Origin of the sequence: Steroidobacter sp. (assembly GCF_036406195.1) — a bacterium.
Lineage (GTDB): Bacteria > Pseudomonadota > Gammaproteobacteria > Steroidobacterales > Steroidobacteraceae > Steroidobacter.
Window position 1 is genome coordinate 415,705 of record NZ_DASWVW010000016.1, and the last position, 19,891, is coordinate 435,595.

A 19,891-nucleotide genomic window follows, 5' to 3' on the forward strand; every position below is an offset into this window, starting at 1 on the left:
CTCTTGATACGGAAAAAGTGGAGTTGTTTTACCGAGAAAATACCGAAAAAACAGAACGTGCGGTGGCCAGCCGGTGCTCTCCGAGCGATAGGAGTGTGATCGCATTGACAATGTACTTGGAGGTACATACTGTATCACGCAGAGTGCTGATCGGGGCCTGCCCGACATACCCCAGCCACTGTCAGCAGTCGAACGGTGTTCATCGATGTACGTCGCATGGACTTTCAGAACGACGGCTCGCTGAGTGCATTAGACGAGCCAGAAACAAATTGACCTAGGGGGAAGCAATGTCTGAAAAGACAAGAGATCTACTGTCTGCAACGACGAAGAACCTACGAGCGGCTACTGTGTGCATGACAGGAGGGCTGGCGCTCATATCCAATTGCGACGCGCTTGCCCAGAGCACAGATGCTACCCAGTCCTCGGCGAGTTTCGCGCAGGAAGCGGCACCCACCGAGCTCGTCGAGATCGTCGTCACGGGCAGTCGCATTGCGCGCCGCGACTATGTCTCGGCGAGTCCGATCACGACCGTGAGCGAGGAATTCCTCCAGGATAGCGGCGAGGTTGCGATCGAGCAGGCGATGAACGAACTGCCCCAGTTTCAGCGCGGGCAAGCGTCGACTGGCAGCAGCAACATCGCCGCCGGCGGGCGCGCAACCTTGAACCTGCGAGGACTCGGTGACAGCCGCAACCTGGTGCTGCTGGATGGCCGGCGCCTGCCATTGGCGAGCGCCTTTGGCGTTGTCGATGTCAACATCATCTCTCCGGGGATTCTGCAGAACATCGAGACGATCACAGGCGGTGCTTCGGCTGTCTACGGCTCGGACGCCATCTCGGGCGTCGTGAACTTCCTGCCAGTGCGCAAGCTGGACGGCCTCAAAGTCGACGTGCAGTACGGCAACTCGACCAAGTGGGATCATGCGCTGAAGGACATCTCGCTGACCGGCGGCAGCGCGTTTGCGGAAGGCAGAGGCAATGCGTTGGTATCGCTGAATTATTCGTCGCGCGAGACTCTCTATGGCTATCAGCGTCCCCGCATCTATGGCGCGATGACGCCCTCCGGTTTCATAGGGCAGGGCTCGTACGTGGCCGCCGGCGCGAATCAGCCGAGCCAGGATGCTGTCAACGATCTGTTTGCAAGCTACGGCACGACGGGCAATGTTCCCAGTTCCAGCAATTTCGGCTTCAACGACGACGGCACCTTGTTCAGTCAGAACGCGGGATGGAATTACCAGGGTCCGCTTGGGCCGACATACGGAATCGTGGGCGGTGCGGTGCGCTATTGGGGGTGGCTGCCCGCCAGCCAAGTGAATGGACTGGAGCGCTATTCACTGTTCTCGAACTTCGACTACGAGCTCACACCCGGGGTAACGCTGTATACGCAGATTCTCTATGCGGATTCCTCAACCTTTACGGACGGCGCTGGTGCGCGCACGCAGTTCGGCAGCGCTTTGAGTCCCGTGCTGACGGTTCCCGTTACCAATCCGTTCATTCCCGCCGATCTGGCCACTCTGCTGGCCTCACGACCGATGCCCGATGAGCCGTTTCGCTTCAGCGGCAGATATGTGGGCGTGCCCAACGATCAGTGGGACGAGCAGTATTTCACCGGCCAGATCCTGAGCGGCGTCCGCGGCGAGTTTGGCTTTCGCGACTGGACTTGGGACGTCTACGCATCGGTCGACAGAACCCAACACGTGCAAACGCAGCTGAATGCCGTGCTGCGCGATCGCGTACAGAGACTCTTGAATGCTGCCGACGGCGGGCTTTCACTGTGTGCAGGCGGCCTGAACCTGTTCGGACTGAGCAACGCGCTTTCGATTTCGCCGGAGTGCCGCGATTTCATCCAGACCAGTGCCACCAACCGGGAGCGACTGAGTCAGCAGATCGTGGAAGCTAGTTCTCAGGGCACCCTGTTTGGTTTGCCTGCGGGCGATGTTCAATTCGCGCTGGCCGCCAGCTATCGCAAGAACACCTATAACTTCGCCCCCGACGCCAATTACGCGGCGGGCAACATCGAGTCGGTCGTCGGAGGTCAGAAGAGCCGGGGCGAAACCAAGGTGCAGGAGTATTCGGGCGAGCTGCGCATCCCGGTCTTGCACGAGCTGCCACTGGTGAACAGTCTCACCTTCGATGTCGCTTATCGATACTCGGATTACGAGATCTCCGGGGGCGTATCGACATACAAGACTGATCTGGAATGGTCACCCATCCGCAGCATACTGGTGCGGGGCGGCTACTCGCGGGCGATTCGCGCGCCGAACATCGGCGAGCTGTTCAGCTCCCCGACCGGGGGGCAGGTTGGATTCAACAACCCGCCTGCTGCCGGCGAACCCTGCGACTCCCGCGGCTCCGCGCGTAATGGCGCGAACGCCGGACAGGTCAGTCAACTGTGTGTCGAGACCGGCATTCCGGCCGCCGTGATCGGCAACTTTCAATCCCAAACCGTTGCCACGGCGTCGGTGTCGTCGGGCAATCTGGATTTGACCCCCGAGACTGCCGACACGTATACGGCGGGAATCGTGTTCTCCTCGATCGCCGAGTCAGCGTGGCTGTCGAAGCTGTCATTGTCCGTTGATTACTTCAGCATCGACATCAAGGACGTTATCGGCCCGGTGAACGGCTTGTCGGCGCTGAACAAGTGCTACAACCTCGATGGGAGCAATCCGACCTACAGCCCGAGCAACGTCTATTGCCAGCTGATCAATCGCGATGCAAGCGGGCAGCTCGTGCTGATCCGCACGCCATACATGAATCTCGGTGGGCGCCGTACCAAGGGGGTGGATATCGCGCTCGACTGGAGGTTACCGGCGAGCATTCTTGGAATCCAAAGCGACGGCGAGTTTTTCCTGAACAGCAACATCGGCTACATGCTGTCGTTCGAGGATGCGCTATTCCCCGGCGATCGCTTCGTCGATTCCGCGGGTACCAACGGAGCGCAGGTCGATTCGCGTCCCAAGAGCAAGCGCTTCACGACGCTGGGCTACCGGCAAGGTCCCGCACAGGTCTCACTGCATTGGCAGTACATCTCGGCAATGAGAGATCGCTCGATTCTGACGAATCCGGCTTCGACCGTGGTCGGCTCGCCCTCCTACAATAAGTTCGACCTTTCGGGCCGCTACCGCTTGAATGACGGGGTCGACGTGCGCTTCAGCATTACCAACTTGCTGGACGAGGCCCCGCCTTTCGCAGCCAGCGGTCAATACACGGACGGCGGCGTCTACGACATCATCGGTCGCGCCTTCACGCTGGGAGTACGGATCACAATGTGAGTCACGAGTGCGGTGAAGACCTGCGGCGTCCATCCTGGAGAGCTGTAGGTTCTTCACCGCATCCCCGCTTCATCCGGGGACGAGGGTCGTTGCGAATCGATACTTAGCTAACATATCAGGCATCTAGTGGCGCAGCCTGGCCTCAAAGAAGAATAGCGGAAATATGGCCAGCGCGACTTGGAGACACGCTTGAGTTTGACAAACTAACATATTAGACTCATCCGCCAATACAGCGACCTCCGGGGGGATGGTGTCCGCACAGCCTGTAACCGTGCCGCGTGCCGAAGCGATGGCGGGCTCGCTGGGTGAGATGCTGTCGGCATCGGCGGAGAGGTTTGGCGACAAGCTCGCGGTCATCGCCATCGACCGGCAGCTGAGCTTCCGGGATCTGGAGCGGTTGTCATCGCGGCTTGCTCGGGCGTTGGTTCAGCAGGGGCTGCGGCGCGGCGATCGTGTCACGTTGTGGGTCGAGAACGGCTGGCGTTGGATGGTCGCGTACTACGCCGTGCTGAAGCTCGGTGGTGTCGTCAACCCTTGTAACATCCTGCTGACCGCCGATGAGGTTGCGTATATCGCAGGCGACTGCGGCGCCCGGATGGTCATCGCCGGCCGCGACAAAGTAGATACGTTGGCAGGGCGCCTGACAGCGACGCTGATTGCCGACCAGCCCTGCGACGGTCCGCTCGATCTGGATACTTTGCTAGGCGAGCGCGAGTCGGATGAGTACTCGTCCTTCAGCTCCCTGGAGCCGCTGGACATCGCGACCATCGCCTATACATCGGGAACCACCGGACGCCCCAAGGGCGCGGTGCTGTCGCATTCGACCATCCTGATGAACACCGCGATGACGTCGCTCATGCACGGTCGCACTTCTAGCGACTGCGTCGTCTCGGCTTTGCCATGCACGCACGTCTACGGCAACGTGGTGATGAATAGCGCCGTGATGTGCGGAATGACGCTCGTGCTGTTGCCTCGATTCGACGAAAGCGCGGTGTTGCAGGCGATACAGCGTCATCGGGCCACCCTGTTCGAGGGTGTGCCGACGATGTTTTATCGCCTGCTCAACTGCGAGCTGGAGCGCTTCGATCTCACGTCGCTGCGCGTTTGCACTGTCGGCGGTCAGACGATGCCGGTGGCGAAGATGGTCGAGGTGGAGCGGCGCTTCGCCTGTCCGTTGCTGGAGCTGTGGGGAATGACCGAGCTCGGCGGATTGGGCACCACTCATCCGCACAACGGCCCGCGCCGTCTCGGCTCGATTGGCATTGCGTTGCCTTACCTGCAGACGAGAGTCGTAGCGCTCGACGATCCTTCCAGAGTGTTGCCCGACGGCGAAATCGGCGAGTTGTTGGTACGTGGTCCGCTGCTGATGCAAGGCTACTTGGACAATCCGGCGGCAACCAGCGAAACGATTCTCGACGACGGCTGGATGCGCACGGGCGATCTCGTGCGCAGCGACAGCGACGGCTATCTCTACGTGGTCGACCGCGCCAAGGAAGTGATCATCAGTGGCGGCTACAACATCTATCCGGCGGAGCTCGAGCGTGTCATCGCGCAACATCCGAGTGTCGCGATGGTGGCGGTAGCGGCGATGCCTGATGAACTGCGCGGGCAGGCACCGAAGGCATTTGTAGTGGCGCGCGACGGCATGAGCTGCTCGGCGGAAGACATCATCGAACACTGCCGTCCGCTGCTTGCCGGATACAAACTTCCCCGGGCCGTCGAACTGCTCGATGACCTGCCCAAGACCAGCACCGGCAAGATTCTGCGCCGGGCGCTGGCCACCTCGACGATCTGAATCACCCAGGAATGCAGCCGTGAACTTCGACCAGCACTATTCGATGACCATCGATGGCAAGGCGCACGACAGCGAGCGCAAGCTCGATGTGATCAATCCGGCCACTCGCGAAGTGATCGCACGCGTGCCGGATGCTACCAGCGAACAGCTCGATCTCGCCGTCGCCGCCGCGCGCCGTGCGTTTGTGACTTGGAGCTCGACGCCGCTTGCCAAGAGGCAGCAGGCGCTGCGTGCCATCGGCGACGCGATCGATGCTCATGCCGAGGACTTCATGCGTTTGCTCACGCGAGAGCAGGGCAAGCCGCGCGCGGGCGCGGAGTGGGAGATTCGCGGATCGGCAATCTGGTGCCGTGAAATTGCGAATCAATCGCTGCCGGACGAGATTATCGAGGACAGCAGCGAGCGGCGCGTGACGACGCAGTTCACGCCGATTGGCGTGGTCGGTGCAATCACGCCGTGGAATTTCCCTGTGCTGCTGGCGATCTGGAAGATCGCACCGGCGCTGGTCACGGGCAACTGTATCGTCGTCAAGCCCTCGCCGTTCACCCCATTGTGCACCTTGAAGCTGGGGGAGCTGTGCAGAGACCTGTTGCCGGAAGGCGTGTTCAGTGTCGTGAGTGGCGGCGACGAGTTGGGCAAGTGGATGACCGCGCACCCCGGCATCGACAAGATTGCTTTCACCGGCCACACGGACACGGGCAAGAGCGTGATGCGATCCGCCGCCGGGACGCTCAAGCGCATCACGCTGGAACTGGGCGGCAACGATCCGGCGATCGTGTTGCCTGACGTGGATCCCAAGGCGGTGGCGCCGCAGTTGTTCTGGGCGGCGTTCCAGAACAATGCGCAGTTCTGCAATTCGACCAAGCGGCTGTATGTGCATGAAGCCGTTTATGACGATGTGCTGCGCGAGCTGGTGGCATACACCAAGACAGTGAAGGTCGGCGATGGCTCGCAGCCCGAGACGCAACTCGGTCCGATCCAGAACGAGCCGCAGTATCGAAAGGTGCTGGAGTACTTCGACGATTGCGTGAGCAACGGATATCGCTTCGCTGTCGGCGGCGTGGTGGATCGCAGCGCGCGCGGCTGGTTCATTCCAGTCACGCTCGTCGACAACCCACCGGAGAGCTCACGCATCGTCGCTGAAGAGCCTTTCGGGCCGATCCTGCCTGTACTCAAGTGGCGTGACGAGGATGACGTGGTGCGCAGAGCGAACGATACGCGCTATGGCCTCGGCGCGTCCGTGTGGGGCAAGGATCTGGAGGCCGTGCAGAGGATCGGCAGCAAGCTGCAGGCGGGCACGGTGTGGCTCAACGAGATTCATCAATATTCTCCGCACCAGGCATTCGGCGGACACAAGGAATCCGGCATCGGCTGCGAGAACTCGTTGCATGGCCTGGCCGAGTACACCAACTGGCGGACCGTCACGCTCAACAAAGTTGCATTCGCCAAGCAGGCGGGTGCCGCCGATCGCGCGGCCTGAGCCGGCGTAGCGGGAGAAGCGTCAATGGAAATTCAAGCCGCGGTCGTCAGCGCACAGGGCGGCGCGTTCGAGATCGAATCGTTGCAGTTGGCCGAGCCTCGCGCGGACGAGGTCGTCGTGCGCATCGCCGGCGTGGGCGTCTGCCACACCGATCTGGTGTGCCGCGACCAATACTTTCCCGTGCCCCTGCCGTGCGTGTTCGGTCACGAAGGCTCGGGCGTCGTGCATCAAGTGGGCGAGGCCGTCACTCGCGTGCAACCGGGCGATCATGTCGTGCTCTCATACAGCAGCTGCCAGGCTTGCTCCAGTTGTCTTGCCGGCAAGCCCGCGTACTGTCACAGCCTGTATCAATACAACTTTCTCGGCACACGCGTGGACGGCACGAGCGCGCTTTCGCGCAACGGCAAGAGCATGCACGGGCACTTCTTCGCGCAGAGCTCGTTCAGCACGTTCGCCATGGCGTCCGAACGCAATGTCGTGAAAGTGCCGGAGGACGTGCCGCTGTGGCTGCTCGGGCCACTGGGCTGCGGCGTTCAGACGGGCGCCGGCGCGGTCATCAATTCGTTGCAACCAAGAGCGGGAAGCGCGATCGCAGTGTTCGGCGCCGGCACCGTCGGCCTGAGCGCGATCATGGCTGCGAGACTCAGTGGTTGCGCAGTCATCATAGCCGTCGATCCTGTGGCTGCTCGCCGCCGCCTCGCGCAGGAATTGGGCGCAACGCATGTGATCGATCCTTCCCGCGACAATGTCATCGAAGCCATTCGAAACATCACCGGCACGGGCGTGAACTATTCGCTGGAATGCACCGGCCTGCCGGCGGTGGTTCGGCAGGCGGTCGACTCGCTCACGTTGACGGGCATGTGCGGGCTGATCGGCGTGTCGCGTCTCGGCACGGAAATCACGCTCGACATGAACGGCATTCTGTTCGGCCGAGGCGTGCGCGGCATCATTGAGGGCGACAGCGTGCCGCAGGAATTCATTCCGAAGCTGATCGAGCTGTATCGACAGGGGCGTTTTCCGTTCGAGAAGCTCATCACGCCGTTCGACTTCGCACAGATCGAGCAGGCGGTGGCCGCCTCCGAGCGCGGCGAAGTCGTCAAGGCCGTGCTCAAGATGCCCGGCGTTTGATACCTCGGCGCGCCGCGCGGAATGCCCTGCCGTGCGGCGCCAATTCCCAGGGCGCCCATCTTCCAAAGAGCGTAGCGATGAATGCACGCAGCACAGGCATGCTTGCGGTGATCGCCCCGATGCTCCTGCAAACCACGGATGCGGCCCCGACGGTCGGCTCGACCACCGTGTTGGGTACAGTTGCAGGTGCGAGGATCAATCCTTGAACGAGTCGGCGCTCGCTTCGTTTCGACTCGATGGCCGAGTCGCGCTCGTCACGGGAGGGGCAGGGGGAATCGGATTGGCGGTTGCGCAGCGGTTCGCCGCGGCCGGCGCCAGCGTCGCGCTCGCCGATATGAGCTCTGGAGCGCTTGGCACGGAGGTCGAGCGCCTCGCGGCGATGGGAGTCGATGCATTCGGCGTGCAGGCGAACGTCGGCATAGCGGCCGAGATTACCGCCATGGTCGATGCGGTCGTGGAGCATTACGGTCGCATCGACATCCTGGTCAACAATGCCGGCGTGATGGGCCGCACCGCGCCACTGTGGGAATTGACGGATGAAGATTGGTATCACGTGATCGATGTCGATCTGACGAGCGTGTTTCGCGTGACTCGCGCGGTGGTGGCGCACATGAGAGCCAGGCGCTCAGGATCAATCGTCAGCGTTGCCTCGATCGCAGGCAAGGAGGGCACGCCGCAACTGGCACCCTACTCGGTGGCGAAGGCCGGCATCATCGCTTTCACCAAGGCGGTGGGCAAGGAGTTGATCGTCGATGGCATCCGCGTCAATTGCGTTGCGCCTGGCGTGGTCAGCACGCCATTGCTCGAGCAGTTGCCACCGCAAGCCACTCAGCTCATGTTGAGCAAGGCGCCCATGGGCCGCTTCGGCACGCCCGACGAAGTGGCCGCCGTGGTGCACTTCCTTGCCTCTGACGCTGCGAGCTTCATCACGTCTCAATGTTTCGATGCCAGTGGCGGGCGAGCGACGTACTGAACTGCGTCGCTGCCACATTCAACGGCTACTGCAGAGTGATTGCTGTCGCTTCTGCAGAGGGCTCCGAGCGTCGAGCTCCGGGCTGCGTCCTCGAGTGATCGAATTACGGGGTCGGCGCCTGCGAATCCAGCAGTCCACGCGATTTCAGTTCCTCCCAGAACTCCCGAGGAATGCGCGGCTGCAGTGCCTCTACATTGGCCAGGGTTTCAGCCACGGTCTGGCCGCCTGGAATGACGCTGACCACCACCGGGTGGGCCAGCACGAACTGCAAGGCCGCGTTGTGCAATGACACTCCGTACTCGGCGCAAAGGTCTTGCATGCGGCGAACTTTCGCGACGACTTCGGCTGGAGCGGCCGCATAGTTGTAGGTATCCTTGCCGGCCAGGATGCCGGAGTTGAATGGCCCGCCGATGACGACGCCCACCTGGCGGCGCTGGCATTCCGGAAACAAGGTTTGCAGCGGCTGTTGTTCGAGCAACGTATAACGTCCGGCGAGCAGGAACAAGTCCGGATCGAGCAGCTCCAGCATGCGCGCGCAGGGCTCCCATTCGTTCACGCCCGCGCCGATTGCATCGACCGCCCCGGAGGAACGCAATTCGCTCAGTGCTCGCCAGCCGCCCAGATCGATCAGTTCGCGCAGGCGAGCTTCGGCGCTCTCCCGGCTGCCATGGACCAATGCGTCCACGTCATGCACGAACAGGATGTCGATCCGATCTACGCCCAGCCGTTTCAGGCTGGCTTCGTGGGAGCGCATCACACCGTCATAGGAGTAGTCGTAGACGAAGCGAACCTGCGGCGTGTTCACAAAGAAATATCCGTTCACTTCTTCCGGCGCGCAGGGCTCCAGCAGCCGTCCGACTTTGCTGGAGAGCGTGAACGAGGCTCGCGTTTGCCGGCTCAGCAGGCGGCCGACACGCATCTCGGACAGGCCCAGGCCATAGAACGGGGCGGTGTCGTAGTAGCGGATGCCGCTGTTCCATGCGCTCTGCAGGGTCGCGTCACATTCCTCTTCGGACATGGCACGTAGATAGTTGCCGAGCGGCGCCGAGCCGAAACCGATGGGGCTGAACGACAAGCGCCGTCCGGCGCGCGTGGTGAACTGACGAGGTGCGGACATGGTCGGCTCGCTGCTGATTTGAAGCGAATCTAACATATCAGAGCAACCGATGACAGAGGTTGGCCGCATGAGTCCTCAGTCAGGACATTGGCGGGTAGTCCAGGTTTATTGCGATTGTGGTGGCTGAAAGAGGACGTCGGTGCGGGTGTGGCTCTCGTTGTGATGATGCAGCTAATATGTTAGTGTCATTGCGGGTAGTGACTCAAGGTGGCTCATGAGCGATTCCGACATACCGCGCGACGCTTGGCGCAACCCGCGCTATGCGGCCGGCTCTGCGGCTACGCGCGCGGCGGAATCGCTCTTGCGTGGAAGCGAGCTGCGGCGAAGGCTTTCGAACGGCTTCGCGCTGGGCACATTCATGATCGAGCTCCCGACCCGCAATGCATTGAACGCCGTCGCGCTCGCGGGCTTCGATTTCGTCGTGCTCGACATGGAACATTCGGCGCTCGATTTCAGCACGTTGGAGGCCGCCATCGCGGCAAGCAACGCAGTCGGTCTGGCGACGCTGGTGCGGCCGTGGACTACGGCGCAGGGCGTCATAGGAAAAATCCTCGACTGCGGTGCGAATGGAATCATGGCGCCTCATGTGCACTCCGCCGAGGGTGCGCGCGATATCGTTGCGCAAGCGCGCTTTTCACCCAAGGGCAGTCGCGGCTTCTCGCCTATATCGAGGTTCGACTCGTTGAGCGCGCCTTTGCACCAGTTGGCCGAATCGGTAATGGTCGTGGTGCAGATCGAAGGGCAGGAAGGGCTGCGCCAGGTCGAGAGCATCGCCGCGGTCGCCGGAATCGACGCGGTGTTCATCGGACCCTACGATCTCGCGCTGTCATTGCAAGTGCCGCCGGGCAGTCCGGAGGTCTTCGCCGCGGCCGGGCGAATTGCCGATTGCGTCGCGGCTGGCGTTCATCTCGGTTTGTATATCGACGATCCAGCAGCCTGCGGGCAATGGGCGCGGCGGCGTTTCGCGCTCCAGTGCGTAAGCTTCGACGGACGAATGTTTGCTGACGCCGCGCGTGCTGTCGCGTCGCAGGCCCGAGACTCGCTCAGGTCGGATCGATCGATATCTTCGAACAACAACATCCAGGAGAGCCGATGATTTCTACGGAGGTACCGGAGATCGCCCGGCAGTGCGCCGCGCAGCTGGCGCAGTCGGAGCGCATCAGAAAACCGGGCCGGCCGCTCACGGAACGCTATCCGCAACTGACGCTGGCCGAAGCCTACGCCGTCCAGCAGCTCAACATCGAGCACCGGCTGCAGGGCGGCGAGCGCATCGTCGGCCACAAGATCGGTCTCACGGCCAAGGCCATGCAGCAGTTGTTCGGCGTCAACGAGCCGGACTACGGTCATTTGCTGGACACCATGGTTCACGACGCCGCGCGCCCGCTCGATCTGAGCGAGCTCATCGATCCGCAGATCGAAGTGGAGCCGGCCTTCGTGCTCGCCAAGCCCTTGCGAGGGCCGAACGTCACGTTGGCAGACGTGCTGGATGCCACGGATTATCTGTGTGTCTCGCTCGAAGTGATCGACTCCCGGATCGAGAATTGGCGCATCAAGCTGCAGGATACTGTCGCGGACAACGGCTCGTCGGCGCGTGTGGTTCTGGGAAGCGCGCAGGTGAAGGCGCAGGGGCTGTTGCTCGATGATTTGATCACCGAGCTCGAAGTCGACGGCAAGCTCGTGGAGACGAGCAACACCCGCGAAATTCTGGGGCATCCCGCGAACGGCATCGCGTGGCTAGCCAATGCGATCGCGCCTTATGGCGGCTCGCTGCAGGCGGGGCACGTCGTGCTGCCCGGCTCCTGTACCAAGGCATATCGCTTGCGCGGCCATCGCAAGGTGACCGCTCGAATTGCCGGCCTCGGTGAAGTGACGCTCGCGCTGGCCAACGAGCCGGCGCGCGTGGGCGAGAGTTGAGAGCGGAGAGACATTCATGCCAACAGCAGCTCAGCTGGAAGCAACCATCCGTACCTACTTCGATGGCTGCAACGAGGCTGACATCGACAAGATGACCGCCTGCATGGAAGCCGACGCGGCTCATTATTTCCCAGCCGGTGCGCCACAAGGCCCATTCCTCGGGGCGCGATCGATCGCCGAAGGCTGGGTGCGAGCGGTGCAGGCGCTCGGCTCGATCTGGACCATCGATCGCGTGCTGGTCGATGCCGCCCGGCTGGAAGCGGTGATAGAGTGGACGCACTTCAAACCCAAGCTCGGCACCTACCTGCGAGGCGACGAGTGGTACGTGTTCTCGCCGGCCGGCAAGATCAAAGAGATCCGCGCGTACTATGCGTGTCCGCCGCCGCCTGTTTCGGAGGCGCCGCGCAGCCATGAGCTGGGCGGAGTCGACTACCACGGTCGCGGCTATCCTCATGTGCCGCCGGCGGTTCGTCGCAAGGGTGAGCAATGAAAATTACCGCTGCGCGCAGCTTCCTGTTGGTCGTGCCTGTCGGGCGCGAGATCGCGGACAGCATGCAGTCGGTGACCACGGTGGAGCTCGTCGGCCTCGTCATCGATACCGATGCAGGCGTTTCCGGTACCGGGTATACGGTGACCGTCGGGCATGGCGGTCGGGTGATCCGGAGTGTGCTCGACACGTTGTTCATCGACGATCTGATCGGCAAGGATCCGAACCAGGTGCGCGAAATCTGGCAACAGCTCTATTTCGGCAAGTCACATTGGATCGGTCGCGCCGGGGCCACCACGATGGCGCAGTCAGCGGTGGATATCGCGCTGTGGGACATCCTCGCCAAAGCCGCCAACAAGCCGCTGTGGCAACTGCTCGGCGGCGCCCGCTCCAGTGACATTCCCATCTACAACACCAATGCCGGCTGGTTGAACTTCTCTGTCGATCAACTCTGCGCCGAGGCCGAAGAACTGCTGGCGGAGGGGTACACCGCGCTGAAGATGAAAGTGGGGCGCGATAGCGTCGCCGAGGATGTCGCTCGTGTCGGTGCCGTTCGCAAAGCGGTCGGAGATCGTGCCATGCTGATGGTAGATGCGAATCAGCGTTGGGACCCGATGCAGGCGGCGGAGGGCGCGCGTCGGCTCGAAGAATTCGATCTGGGGTGGCTGGAAGAGCCGTTACACCCGGATGACGTGCCGGCGCACCGTGCATTGAAACAACGCACCTCGCTGCCCATCGCCTTGGGCGAGCACGTCTACACAGTGCATGCGTTCCGCGATTTCATAACGAGCGGCGCGGTAGACGTCGTGCAAGTAGATGTATGCCGTGTCGGAGGCATCACGCCGTGGCTCGAAGTGGCATCACTGGCGCATGCGCAGGGTTTGCGTGTGTGTCCGCATGCCGGCGATTTGATGCAGGTACATCAGCATCTGGTGCGCGCGATACCGAACAGCTGGCTGCTGGAAGTCATTCCCTTGTGGCGGGTGGGGCCGTTCCAGCAACAGATCCAGTTGGAGCGAGGACGGTGCATCGCGCCGATGGCGCCGGGCGCGTCCACCGATTTCACGGCGGCGGCATTCGAGAGGTTCAGCGTGTCATGAGTCGAGCGTCAACGAAGTTTTTCGCGCGTGAGCTCGGCTTCCCCGAAGCGCCCGTGGCGCTCGAGGATGGCAGCTTTCTGTTCGTCGAGATGAGCCCCGAGCGCGGTTGGATCGTGCGCATCGCGGCCGATGGCAGTCGGTCTGTGATAGCCAAGACTGGCCGGCCCAATGGCCTGGCGATGGATCGCGAAGGCAGCCTCTGGGTGGCGGAAACCGCCCAGCGCGCCCTGCTGCGATTGGACATGGCCGGTGGAAGCGAGGTGGTCGCTGAGCGATGCGGCGCCGAGCCGTTCCTGTTTCTCAACGATCTCGCGTTCGCGCCCAATGGCGATCTGTATCTCACCGATTCCGGCATCGCCATCGACGAGGTGGTGCCGGGAGGAGAGCTCGCGCCCAACTATCGCCAGTTGCGTTACGACGGACGCGTCTATCGCATCGAGTGTCACAGTCGCGCCGTCGAGTTGTTGGATCGAGGCTTGCAGTTCGCCAATGGATTGGCATTCGGGCCGGACGGTGCGTTGTACGTGGCCGAGACGCTCAGTGGCAACATCTATCGTTACGCGCCGCGCGGCGAGCGATTCGAATCGCGACGGGAATTGTTCGGCAATGTCATAGAGCACTTCGATCCGGCCGAGCTCAAAGGTCCCGATGGCATGAAGTTCGATGCGCTCGGCAACTTGTATGCGTGCGTCTTCGGGCAGGGCGATGTGACAGTCCTGGATCGTCAGGGCCGAGTCGTCGAACGTCTGAAGATCGATGGCGCGCTGCCGGCCAACCTGGCCTTCGGGCGGGGCGAACAGCGTATCTACGTGACCGAAGCGCAAACCGGAACGGTACAGATTCTGGAGGTGGCGGCGATGGGGCTGCCGCTGCACGGTTGAGTGCAGCGGCGTTAGTCGAAGCGCAGCGGCCGACGACCAAGCGTCATGCGGCCAAGCCGCCTCGTTGGCTCGTCCTGCTGCAACGGGTAATGCGTGCCTTTCAAGAGCCGCGATGCCAGGGAACCTCACCCGCCGCTGGCGGCACGAGATAAAGACCCGCTCCCTCCCGACGCGGGAAAGGAAAGCGGCCGCGACCGGTCGGTGGCTGCTGCTGCAACTCTCGCAATTTCTGTTCATCGATGCTGATTCCGAAGCCGGGGGCTTCGCCGAGAACGATGTGGCCGTCTTCGATGTAGCTGCTGACCTGCAGACAATGCTCACGCCCCGGGTCGACCACTTCCATCATCGTATGGTTCGGTAGCGCCGCGGCGACCGATGCCATGAAGTTTGCCTGACAGTTCATCATCGACACCGGCAGGTGATAGAGCGACGCGAAGTTGGCTATCTGCCGGCAGCCGGTGACGCCGGAGTGCAATAACGAGATGTTGAGAATGTCCGCCGCCCGGTTCGCCACCAGCGGATATACGTCGGAAAGATTGTTTACGTTCTCCCCCGTCGCGACCGCCGCACTCACTTGCGCCGACACGGTACGCAAACCGTCATAGTCCCAACGGCGCGCGGGCTCCTCCACCCACAGCAGATCGAATTTTTCCTCCAGGCGCCGGATGTATCGCACGGCCTGTTTGGGAGACCAGTATTCGTTGGCGTCGATCATCAGTTGCGGCTCGGCCGAGGCGATGCTCAGTGCATCGCGCACGATGCCGAGCCGACGCATATCCGCATCGATGTCGAGGCCGACCTTGAGCTTGCCGCTGTCGATGCCGAGCTCGGCCATGCGTCGATAGAAGGCGAACAACTCGTCATCGGACAGACAATAGTCGAGCCCGCTCGCATATGCCTTGACTCTGCCTTGCGCCGCGCCCAGCGTGCGCCACAGTGGCTCATCGGCGAGCTTGGCTTTCAGATCCCACAGTGCGATGTCGATGGCGCTGAGCGCCGCGTTGCCTTCGCCGCGATTGCCGGTCTTGTGCAGCCAATCGTTCATGCGAATCCAAAGGCCAACGACGTCGCGCGGATCCTCGCCCTCGATGGCGGGAAACAACATGCCGACACTGCCGCCACCGAAGCCGAGCGAAATGCCGGTGATGTTCTGGTCCGTCTCCAGATACAGAATGGAGCCGGGCATCAGCTCGACGCCTTCGGGCAGGTTGGCATCGCCGACGGCGCGATCCATGCGCATCAGATACTGCTCGATCCGATAGCCAGTGATCTTCATGCCGGGGTCGCCGAGGTGGAGGGCGCGGTGGCCGGATCGATGACGATGCCGTGGCCCGGTCGTGTGCCGGTGACGGCCCGGCCACACTCGATGCGAACATCGCTGTTCGCGGCAGGTTCGAAGCGGGTGTCTTGCAGCAGTTCCGAGCCCACTTCCACGCTCGCACAATATGGCAGCGCCGCCGCGAGATGCACATTCAGATTGCCCGGGGATGCTGCAAGTATCACGGGCAGCTCAAAAGCATAAGCGGCATCGGCAATCCTCAATGCTTCGCTGATACCTACGCGACTGGTGTCGATCTGCACGTAGTCGAGACTGCGATGATGCAGGTGAGGTAGAAAGTCGGCGGCGCTGCGCAGTTGTCCGCCTGCACAAACGCCTGCTCGGATGCTCGTGGAGATGCGCTCGAGACCGAGAAAATCCGTGTCGTGCGTGGCTCCTTCCACCCAGGCGAGATCGATCGTCCATTCGATCCTGCGCACTGCGCGGATCGTTTCCTTGGGTGACCACGGGCCGCGCACATCCAGCATCAGATCCAGGTCCGACGGCTGCCGGCCCAGCGAATCGCGAATCGTCGCGAGCCGGCTTGCGTCCCGTGCCGGAGAGCCGCTGCTCGATAACAACACTCCTCGGATACCACTGGAGGCGAGCTGTACGCACCACTCCTGGAGCGAGGTGCTGCCGTCGTCATCAGGCGCACGAACGTGAACGTTCGCGCGCGGCTGCAAGCCGCCGAGTGCGCGCCACAGTGGTTGATCATCTCGTTTTGCTTTCAGATCCCACAGCGCGATATCGAGTGCGGCGATGGCTTCGCCGAGCGCGCCACTGCGTGCTTGATTGATTCGGCTCAGCCGTTCCCACGCGGCTAGCGTCGCTCTGGCATCCGTGTCCACGAGCGCTTCGTTCGTGAGTTGCTGCACGGCCGGCGCGAGCACGGCGGGCACGATGCTTACTCCCGTCAATTGTTCGTCGGAGAGCAACTCCAGCGCGAACCGTGAGTGCTCCGGGAGTTCAGAGATTCGGCAGCCGACGATCTTCACTTGCGCTTCTTCGGGCTCGCGTCGTCCGAGAATTTGGCCAGGTCGCCTTCGATGGCCTTGGCCACCATGGTCAGATGGATGCGCATGGCCGCGCCGGCGAGCTCCGGGTCGCGAGTACGGATAGCATCGACGATGCGGCGATGTTCGGCGAGCGTATCGTTCGGGCGTCCGTAGACGGGCAGGGCATGGTACCGCGGCCGGTCCAACACGGCGCGCGTGCCATCGAGCAATTGCAGGGCGCGCGGCGACCCGACAGCTTCCATGAGCATCGTGTGAAACGCCGCGTCGAGATCGTCCAGGCGATCCATGTCCTTGGCCCGGATCGCGGCGGCTTGTGCGTCCACGTTTGCGTCGAGCTGCTTCAGCAACTCGTCGGAGGCGGTCTGAGCAATACGCCGCACTGCTTCCACTTCCAGTCCCGTGCGAATGAGCAAGCTGTCCCGGATATCCTGAGGGCGAATGGCCGCAACGTAGCTGCCACTCTGAGGGACGACATCGACCAGTCCCTCTGTGGCGAGTCTCAGGATCGCTTCGCCAAGCGGCGCACGCGACACGCCGTACTGCAGTGACATCTCGTTCTTGTCCAGGCGCGTGCCGGGAGGCAGTCTCAGATCGCGGATGCGTCGGCGCAGGTCGTGGTAGACACGCTCGGCCTTGGAGTGGTCTTCGGTTTCGCTGCTCGGTGCTGCCTGCTTACGTTTTGCCATGAGGCCGATTCGTCCAAGTGGCGCGTGGTGGCGCCGGAATGGCACCAATTGTAGCGTCGCCACGCGGGGCATAGGCACGGAGTCCTGGAGGTTCATTGTTGTGGTCAATCTAACATATCAGTAGCGTTCTGCAAGCTCGATGCTTTTCCGCCAGGCACTGCTCGGCGAGCAGCGCGCGGCTTCGGTTGCGGCGCTTCCGCACTGGGTTACATATCCGCAGAGCCATATTTTAAGCTGTATTCATCACGCCGCGACACCAAGCGTCAGCGAGCCGGCCGCCTCCGAGCCGGCGGCGCCGGATCGGTTGAGGAGTGCGCTAGCGGCTGCTATGCTCAACTAATATTCTAGATTCTGGTGCTAGCCCCAATGGCGTTAGCGCCCTGCAGTGGTTGGCGGTTAGCGGTCAGGGCAGAACGGAGGCCAGGATTTAGCTCATTTCTGGCTAACCGCTATCCGCTATCCGCGAACCGCTGTGACAAAGACGGTTAACTAAGCACCATTGGTGCTAGCCCCTGCTCGCCGTGTCGCTGGCTAATCGCACATACATATAGTGAGTCGAGCATGCCTGGGGCGGATTCAATGCGGGTGAAGTCGCGATTCGGGAATCCGTGCAGTCCGCAGCGGGGTGCTCGCCGCCAGGCCGATTCGGGGCTCGCGATTCGATGAGCAGCACTTGCGCCCTCCCGGATCGCTCGGTCACCGGGGAGAAAGTCTCGGACCGGCGCGGCCAGCTCTCCTGGGCACTGTTCGAGTTCGGCCGTTCTCCCTATCTCAGCCTGGTCTATATATTCGTTTTCCCGCCGTACTTCGCTGCTACCGTGGTGGGCGACCCGGTGGCTGGGCAACAGTTGTGGAGCCTCTCAAATACCATCGGCGGTGCTTGCGTCGCGTTGCTGGCGCCATTGCTTGGCGCAATCGCCGATCGTACCGGTGCGCGCAAGCCATGGCTCGGATCGATTGCGACAGGTATCGCGCTGGCCTGCTTCTCGTTGTGGTTCGCGATGCCTGGTGCGAACGGTGGCTTGCCGCTGTGGGCCATCGTGTCGATCATCGCCGCGCTCGTGGCATTGTTTCAGTTCACCGAGGTGTTCCATAACGCGATCCTGCCCTCGATCGTGAGTACCGAGCGCATCGGCAAGCTGTCGGGCCTGGGTATCGCGACCGGCAATCTCGGCACGTTGATTGCGCTGGGCATCATGCTGTTTGCCGTCGCATTGCCGGCGAGCGGCATTACGCTCGGTGGCTGGTTGCCGGCGAAACCGTTGTTCGGACTGAATGTCGGCCTGCACGAACACGAGCGCATCGCCGGACCGGTGGCAGCGCTCTGGTTGCTGATCTTCATGACGCCATTGCTGTTGTGGACGCCTGACCGCGCTAACACCGGCGTGCCGATCGGCAGGGCGGTGCGTACGGGCTTGCAGCAGTTGCTGATCACGCTGAAGCAAGTGCGTCGCGAGTCCAATGTCGGTTGGTTTCTGATCGCGCGCATGCTCTATACCGACGGCAAGACGGCGATTCTCGCTTACACTGGCATTTATGCCGTGGGCGTCTTCGACTGGCAACTGACGCAACTGCTGTTGTTCGCGATTCTGCTGACACCGTTCTCCATCGTCGGAGGTTTCATCGGAGGTTGGCTCGATGCGCAAATCGGCACCAAGCGGGCCATCCAGATCGCGATCCTGGCCACCTGTGCGTGCATGGCTGCTGCGGTTTCCATCACGCGAGAGACCGTTCTGTTCATTCCCGTCGCGGCGAGTTCCGTGCAAGTACGCGGGCCGCTTGCATCGTTCGGCTCCTTGCAGGAGCTTGCATACATTGCGGTAGTCTCGCTGCTGGCAGTCAGCATCACCGCGGCGTTTTCCCTGAGTCGCACGTTGATGGCGCGCATCTCGCCACCCGCGATGATGAATCAGTTCTTCGGTCTGTACGCCTTGTCAGGCACGGCAACGGCATTTCTCGGTCATGCGGTGGTTGGCTTTTTCACCCGTTTCAGCGGCAATCAGCGTATGGGATTCGCATCCACGGTCCTGTTGTTGATCGCCGGCTGGCTGGTCCTGTTGAAAGTTCGCGACCACCGGATCGAAGCCGGCGGAGCCGAGACTGGTGTGGCACGCCGAAGCCGAGCACGAAAGCGGCGAGCGTGCCGAGAATATTGAAGGCGTTTCGATAGCTCATGACGACGGCTCGTTCGTCGTAACCTCGCGCCAGCTCCGCTCCAAGCGCGGCGTAGGGCAGAGCAAATGCCGAGAACGACGTGCGCAGAAGGATGAGAACGATCAGCGCATACGTGAATTTCGCCGCGGTGGTTTCGAAGTCCGGTACCGAGAAAATCAATCCTATGGCAAGGGCCAGTGGTACCGAGTCCGCGAACATGAAGGGATGGCGTCGTCCTCAGCGGCTTCGGCTGCGGTCGGAAAGATAGCCGAACAGCGGCGTCGTGCCGGCTTCGAGCACCAGGGTGATCGCCAGCGCCAGCCCGGCAAGCGAGCCGGCCATGGCGCAGGTGGTCGTCAGATAGAACAGGAGGAAGGTGTTGACCACGACTCCCTGGATGCCATCGGCCACATCGCCCAGGGCATAAGCGGCCTTGCGCCGGATGGTCAGCGGTGCATCGATCGGTTCGTCCTGCGCCGTTGCGATACTTGCGCAGGGGGAAGACAGGTTTGTCATGCAACTAAAATATTAGAAGCTGTGGCCGGCCAGGCGGGACGAGGCCCTGTTGGG

Annotated in this window: 16 protein-coding genes and 1 pseudogene; 12 read left to right on the forward strand and 5 right to left on the reverse strand. The window is 62.2% G+C overall.

The window, feature by feature from the left end:
• Positions 1-287: 287 nt before the first annotated feature.
• The 6 genes from VGE08_RS07190 (at position 288) to VGE08_RS07215 (ending at position 8,645) form a co-directional block, all read left to right on the forward strand.
• A complete protein-coding gene (locus VGE08_RS07190) occupies positions 288-3,269 on the forward strand; it encodes a TonB-dependent receptor domain-containing protein (RefSeq protein ID WP_331067176.1) in 2,982 nt (993 codons plus the stop codon).
• A gap of 250 nt (positions 3,270-3,519) precedes the next feature.
• A complete protein-coding gene (locus tag VGE08_RS07195) occupies positions 3,520-5,064 on the forward strand; it encodes a class I adenylate-forming enzyme family protein (protein ID WP_331067177.1) in 1,545 nt (514 codons plus the stop codon).
• 19 nt (positions 5,065-5,083) lie between these two features.
• Positions 5,084-6,544, forward strand: coding sequence for an aldehyde dehydrogenase family protein (locus VGE08_RS07200; protein WP_331067178.1), 1,461 nt, complete (start codon positions 5,084-5,086; stop codon positions 6,542-6,544).
• A 24-nt stretch (positions 6,545-6,568) separates the two neighbouring features.
• Entirely contained in the window at positions 6,569-7,672 is a 1,104-nt protein-coding gene (locus VGE08_RS07205) for an NAD(P)-dependent alcohol dehydrogenase (protein WP_331067179.1), read from the forward strand.
• Positions 7,673-7,749: 77 nt separating this feature from the next.
• Positions 7,750-7,878 carry a hypothetical protein gene (locus tag VGE08_RS07210; RefSeq protein WP_331067180.1) on the forward strand — a complete coding sequence of 43 codons (129 nt, stop codon included), beginning with the start codon at positions 7,750-7,752 and terminating at the stop codon, positions 7,876-7,878.
• Positions 7,875-8,645 carry an SDR family NAD(P)-dependent oxidoreductase gene (locus VGE08_RS07215; RefSeq protein ID WP_331067181.1) on the forward strand — a complete coding sequence of 257 codons (771 nt, stop codon included), beginning with the start codon at positions 7,875-7,877 and terminating at the stop codon, positions 8,643-8,645. Before VGE08_RS07210 ends, VGE08_RS07215 begins: the two co-directional genes overlap by 4 nt.
• 103 nt (positions 8,646-8,748) lie before the next feature.
• Here the strand turns inward: VGE08_RS07215 and VGE08_RS07220 are convergent, their stop codons facing one another.
• Positions 8,749-9,762 (reverse strand): aldo/keto reductase, encoded by a 1,014-nt coding sequence (locus VGE08_RS07220; RefSeq protein ID WP_331067182.1) that lies wholly within the window; start codon positions 9,760-9,762, stop codon positions 8,749-8,751.
• Positions 9,763-9,976: 214 nt separating this feature from the next.
• On the opposite strand from VGE08_RS07220, the gene VGE08_RS07225 reads away from it, so the two are divergent.
• From VGE08_RS07225 to VGE08_RS07245, 5 genes are read left to right on the forward strand one after another with little or no spacing between them, the layout of a single operon-like run.
• Entirely contained in the window at positions 9,977-10,858 is an 882-nt protein-coding gene (locus VGE08_RS07225) for an HpcH/HpaI aldolase family protein (protein WP_331067183.1), read from the forward strand.
• Positions 10,855-11,676 (forward strand): 2-keto-4-pentenoate hydratase, encoded by an 822-nt coding sequence (locus tag VGE08_RS07230; protein ID WP_331067184.1) that lies wholly within the window; start codon positions 10,855-10,857, stop codon positions 11,674-11,676. Before VGE08_RS07225 ends, VGE08_RS07230 begins: the two co-directional genes overlap by 4 nt.
• A 16-nt stretch (positions 11,677-11,692) precedes the next feature.
• A complete protein-coding gene (locus tag VGE08_RS07235) occupies positions 11,693-12,166 on the forward strand; it encodes a nuclear transport factor 2 family protein (RefSeq protein ID WP_331067185.1) in 474 nt (157 codons plus the stop codon).
• Complete coding sequence (locus VGE08_RS07240; RefSeq protein WP_331067186.1) at positions 12,163-13,263, forward strand: mandelate racemase/muconate lactonizing enzyme family protein; 1,101 nt, start codon at positions 12,163-12,165, stop codon at positions 13,261-13,263. The genes VGE08_RS07235 and VGE08_RS07240 overlap by 4 nt, the downstream gene beginning before the upstream one ends.
• On the forward strand, positions 13,260-14,144 hold the full coding sequence (locus VGE08_RS07245) for an SMP-30/gluconolactonase/LRE family protein (protein WP_331067187.1): 885 nt from the start codon (positions 13,260-13,262) through the stop codon (positions 14,142-14,144). Before VGE08_RS07240 ends, VGE08_RS07245 begins: the two co-directional genes overlap by 4 nt.
• 100 nt (positions 14,145-14,244) lie before the next feature.
• Here the strand turns inward: VGE08_RS07245 and VGE08_RS07250 are convergent, their stop codons facing one another.
• Genes VGE08_RS07250 through VGE08_RS07260 form a run of 3 tightly spaced genes read right to left on the reverse strand, consistent with a single transcriptional unit; the run spans position 14,245 to position 17,167 of the window.
• Positions 14,245-15,420, reverse strand: a complete 1,176-nt coding sequence (locus VGE08_RS07250) for a mandelate racemase/muconate lactonizing enzyme family protein (protein ID WP_331067188.1) — start codon at positions 15,418-15,420, stop codon at positions 14,245-14,247.
• Positions 15,417-16,460: an enolase C-terminal domain-like protein gene (locus tag VGE08_RS07255; RefSeq protein WP_331067189.1), complete on the reverse strand. Its 1,044-nt coding sequence runs from the start codon at positions 16,458-16,460 to the stop codon at positions 15,417-15,419. Before VGE08_RS07255 ends, VGE08_RS07250 begins: the two co-directional genes overlap by 4 nt.
• Positions 16,457-17,167, reverse strand: a complete 711-nt coding sequence (locus VGE08_RS07260) for a GntR family transcriptional regulator (RefSeq protein ID WP_331067190.1) — start codon at positions 17,165-17,167, stop codon at positions 16,457-16,459. Before VGE08_RS07260 ends, VGE08_RS07255 begins: the two co-directional genes overlap by 4 nt.
• Positions 17,168-17,829: 662 nt before the next feature.
• On the opposite strand from VGE08_RS07260, the gene VGE08_RS07265 reads away from it, so the two are divergent.
• On the forward strand, positions 17,830-19,323 hold the full coding sequence (locus tag VGE08_RS07265; RefSeq protein WP_331067191.1) for an MFS transporter: 1,494 nt from the start codon (positions 17,830-17,832) through the stop codon (positions 19,321-19,323).
• Between the two features lie 16 nt (positions 19,324-19,339).
• Here VGE08_RS07265 and VGE08_RS07270 read toward each other — a convergent pair.
• A pseudogene (locus VGE08_RS07270) lies at positions 19,340-19,837 on the reverse strand (MFS transporter); the annotation flags it as partial.
• Positions 19,838-19,891 lie beyond the last annotated feature (54 nt).

Bases quoted from the DNA above. Each gene is read 5' to 3' on its own strand.
- VGE08_RS07190 (WP_331067176.1), top strand. From the start codon at position 288: ATGTCTGAAAAGACAAGAGATCTACTGTCTGCAACGACGAAGAACCTA.
- VGE08_RS07205 (WP_331067179.1), top strand. From the start codon at position 6,569: ATGGAAATTCAAGCCGCGGTCGTCAGCGCACAGGGCGGCGCGTTCGAG.
- VGE08_RS07210 (WP_331067180.1), top strand. From the start codon at position 7,750: ATGAATGCACGCAGCACAGGCATGCTTGCGGTGATCGCCCCGATGCTC.
- VGE08_RS07220 (WP_331067182.1), bottom strand. From the start codon at position 9,762: ATGTCCGCACCTCGTCAGTTCACCACGCGCGCCGGACGGCGCTTGTCG.
- VGE08_RS07225 (WP_331067183.1), top strand. From the start codon at position 9,977: ATGAGCGATTCCGACATACCGCGCGACGCTTGGCGCAACCCGCGCTAT.
- VGE08_RS07230 (WP_331067184.1), top strand. From the start codon at position 10,855: ATGATTTCTACGGAGGTACCGGAGATCGCCCGGCAGTGCGCCGCGCAG.
- VGE08_RS07235 (WP_331067185.1), top strand. From the start codon at position 11,693: ATGCCAACAGCAGCTCAGCTGGAAGCAACCATCCGTACCTACTTCGAT.
- VGE08_RS07240 (WP_331067186.1), top strand. From the start codon at position 12,163: ATGAAAATTACCGCTGCGCGCAGCTTCCTGTTGGTCGTGCCTGTCGGG.
- VGE08_RS07245 (WP_331067187.1), top strand. From the start codon at position 13,260: ATGAGTCGAGCGTCAACGAAGTTTTTCGCGCGTGAGCTCGGCTTCCCC.
- VGE08_RS07250 (WP_331067188.1), bottom strand. From the start codon at position 15,420: ATGAAGATCACTGGCTATCGGATCGAGCAGTATCTGATGCGCATGGAT.
- VGE08_RS07260 (WP_331067190.1), bottom strand. From the start codon at position 17,167: ATGGCAAAACGTAAGCAGGCAGCACCGAGCAGCGAAACCGAAGACCAC.
- VGE08_RS07265 (WP_331067191.1), top strand. From the start codon at position 17,830: ATGAGCAGCACTTGCGCCCTCCCGGATCGCTCGGTCACCGGGGAGAAA.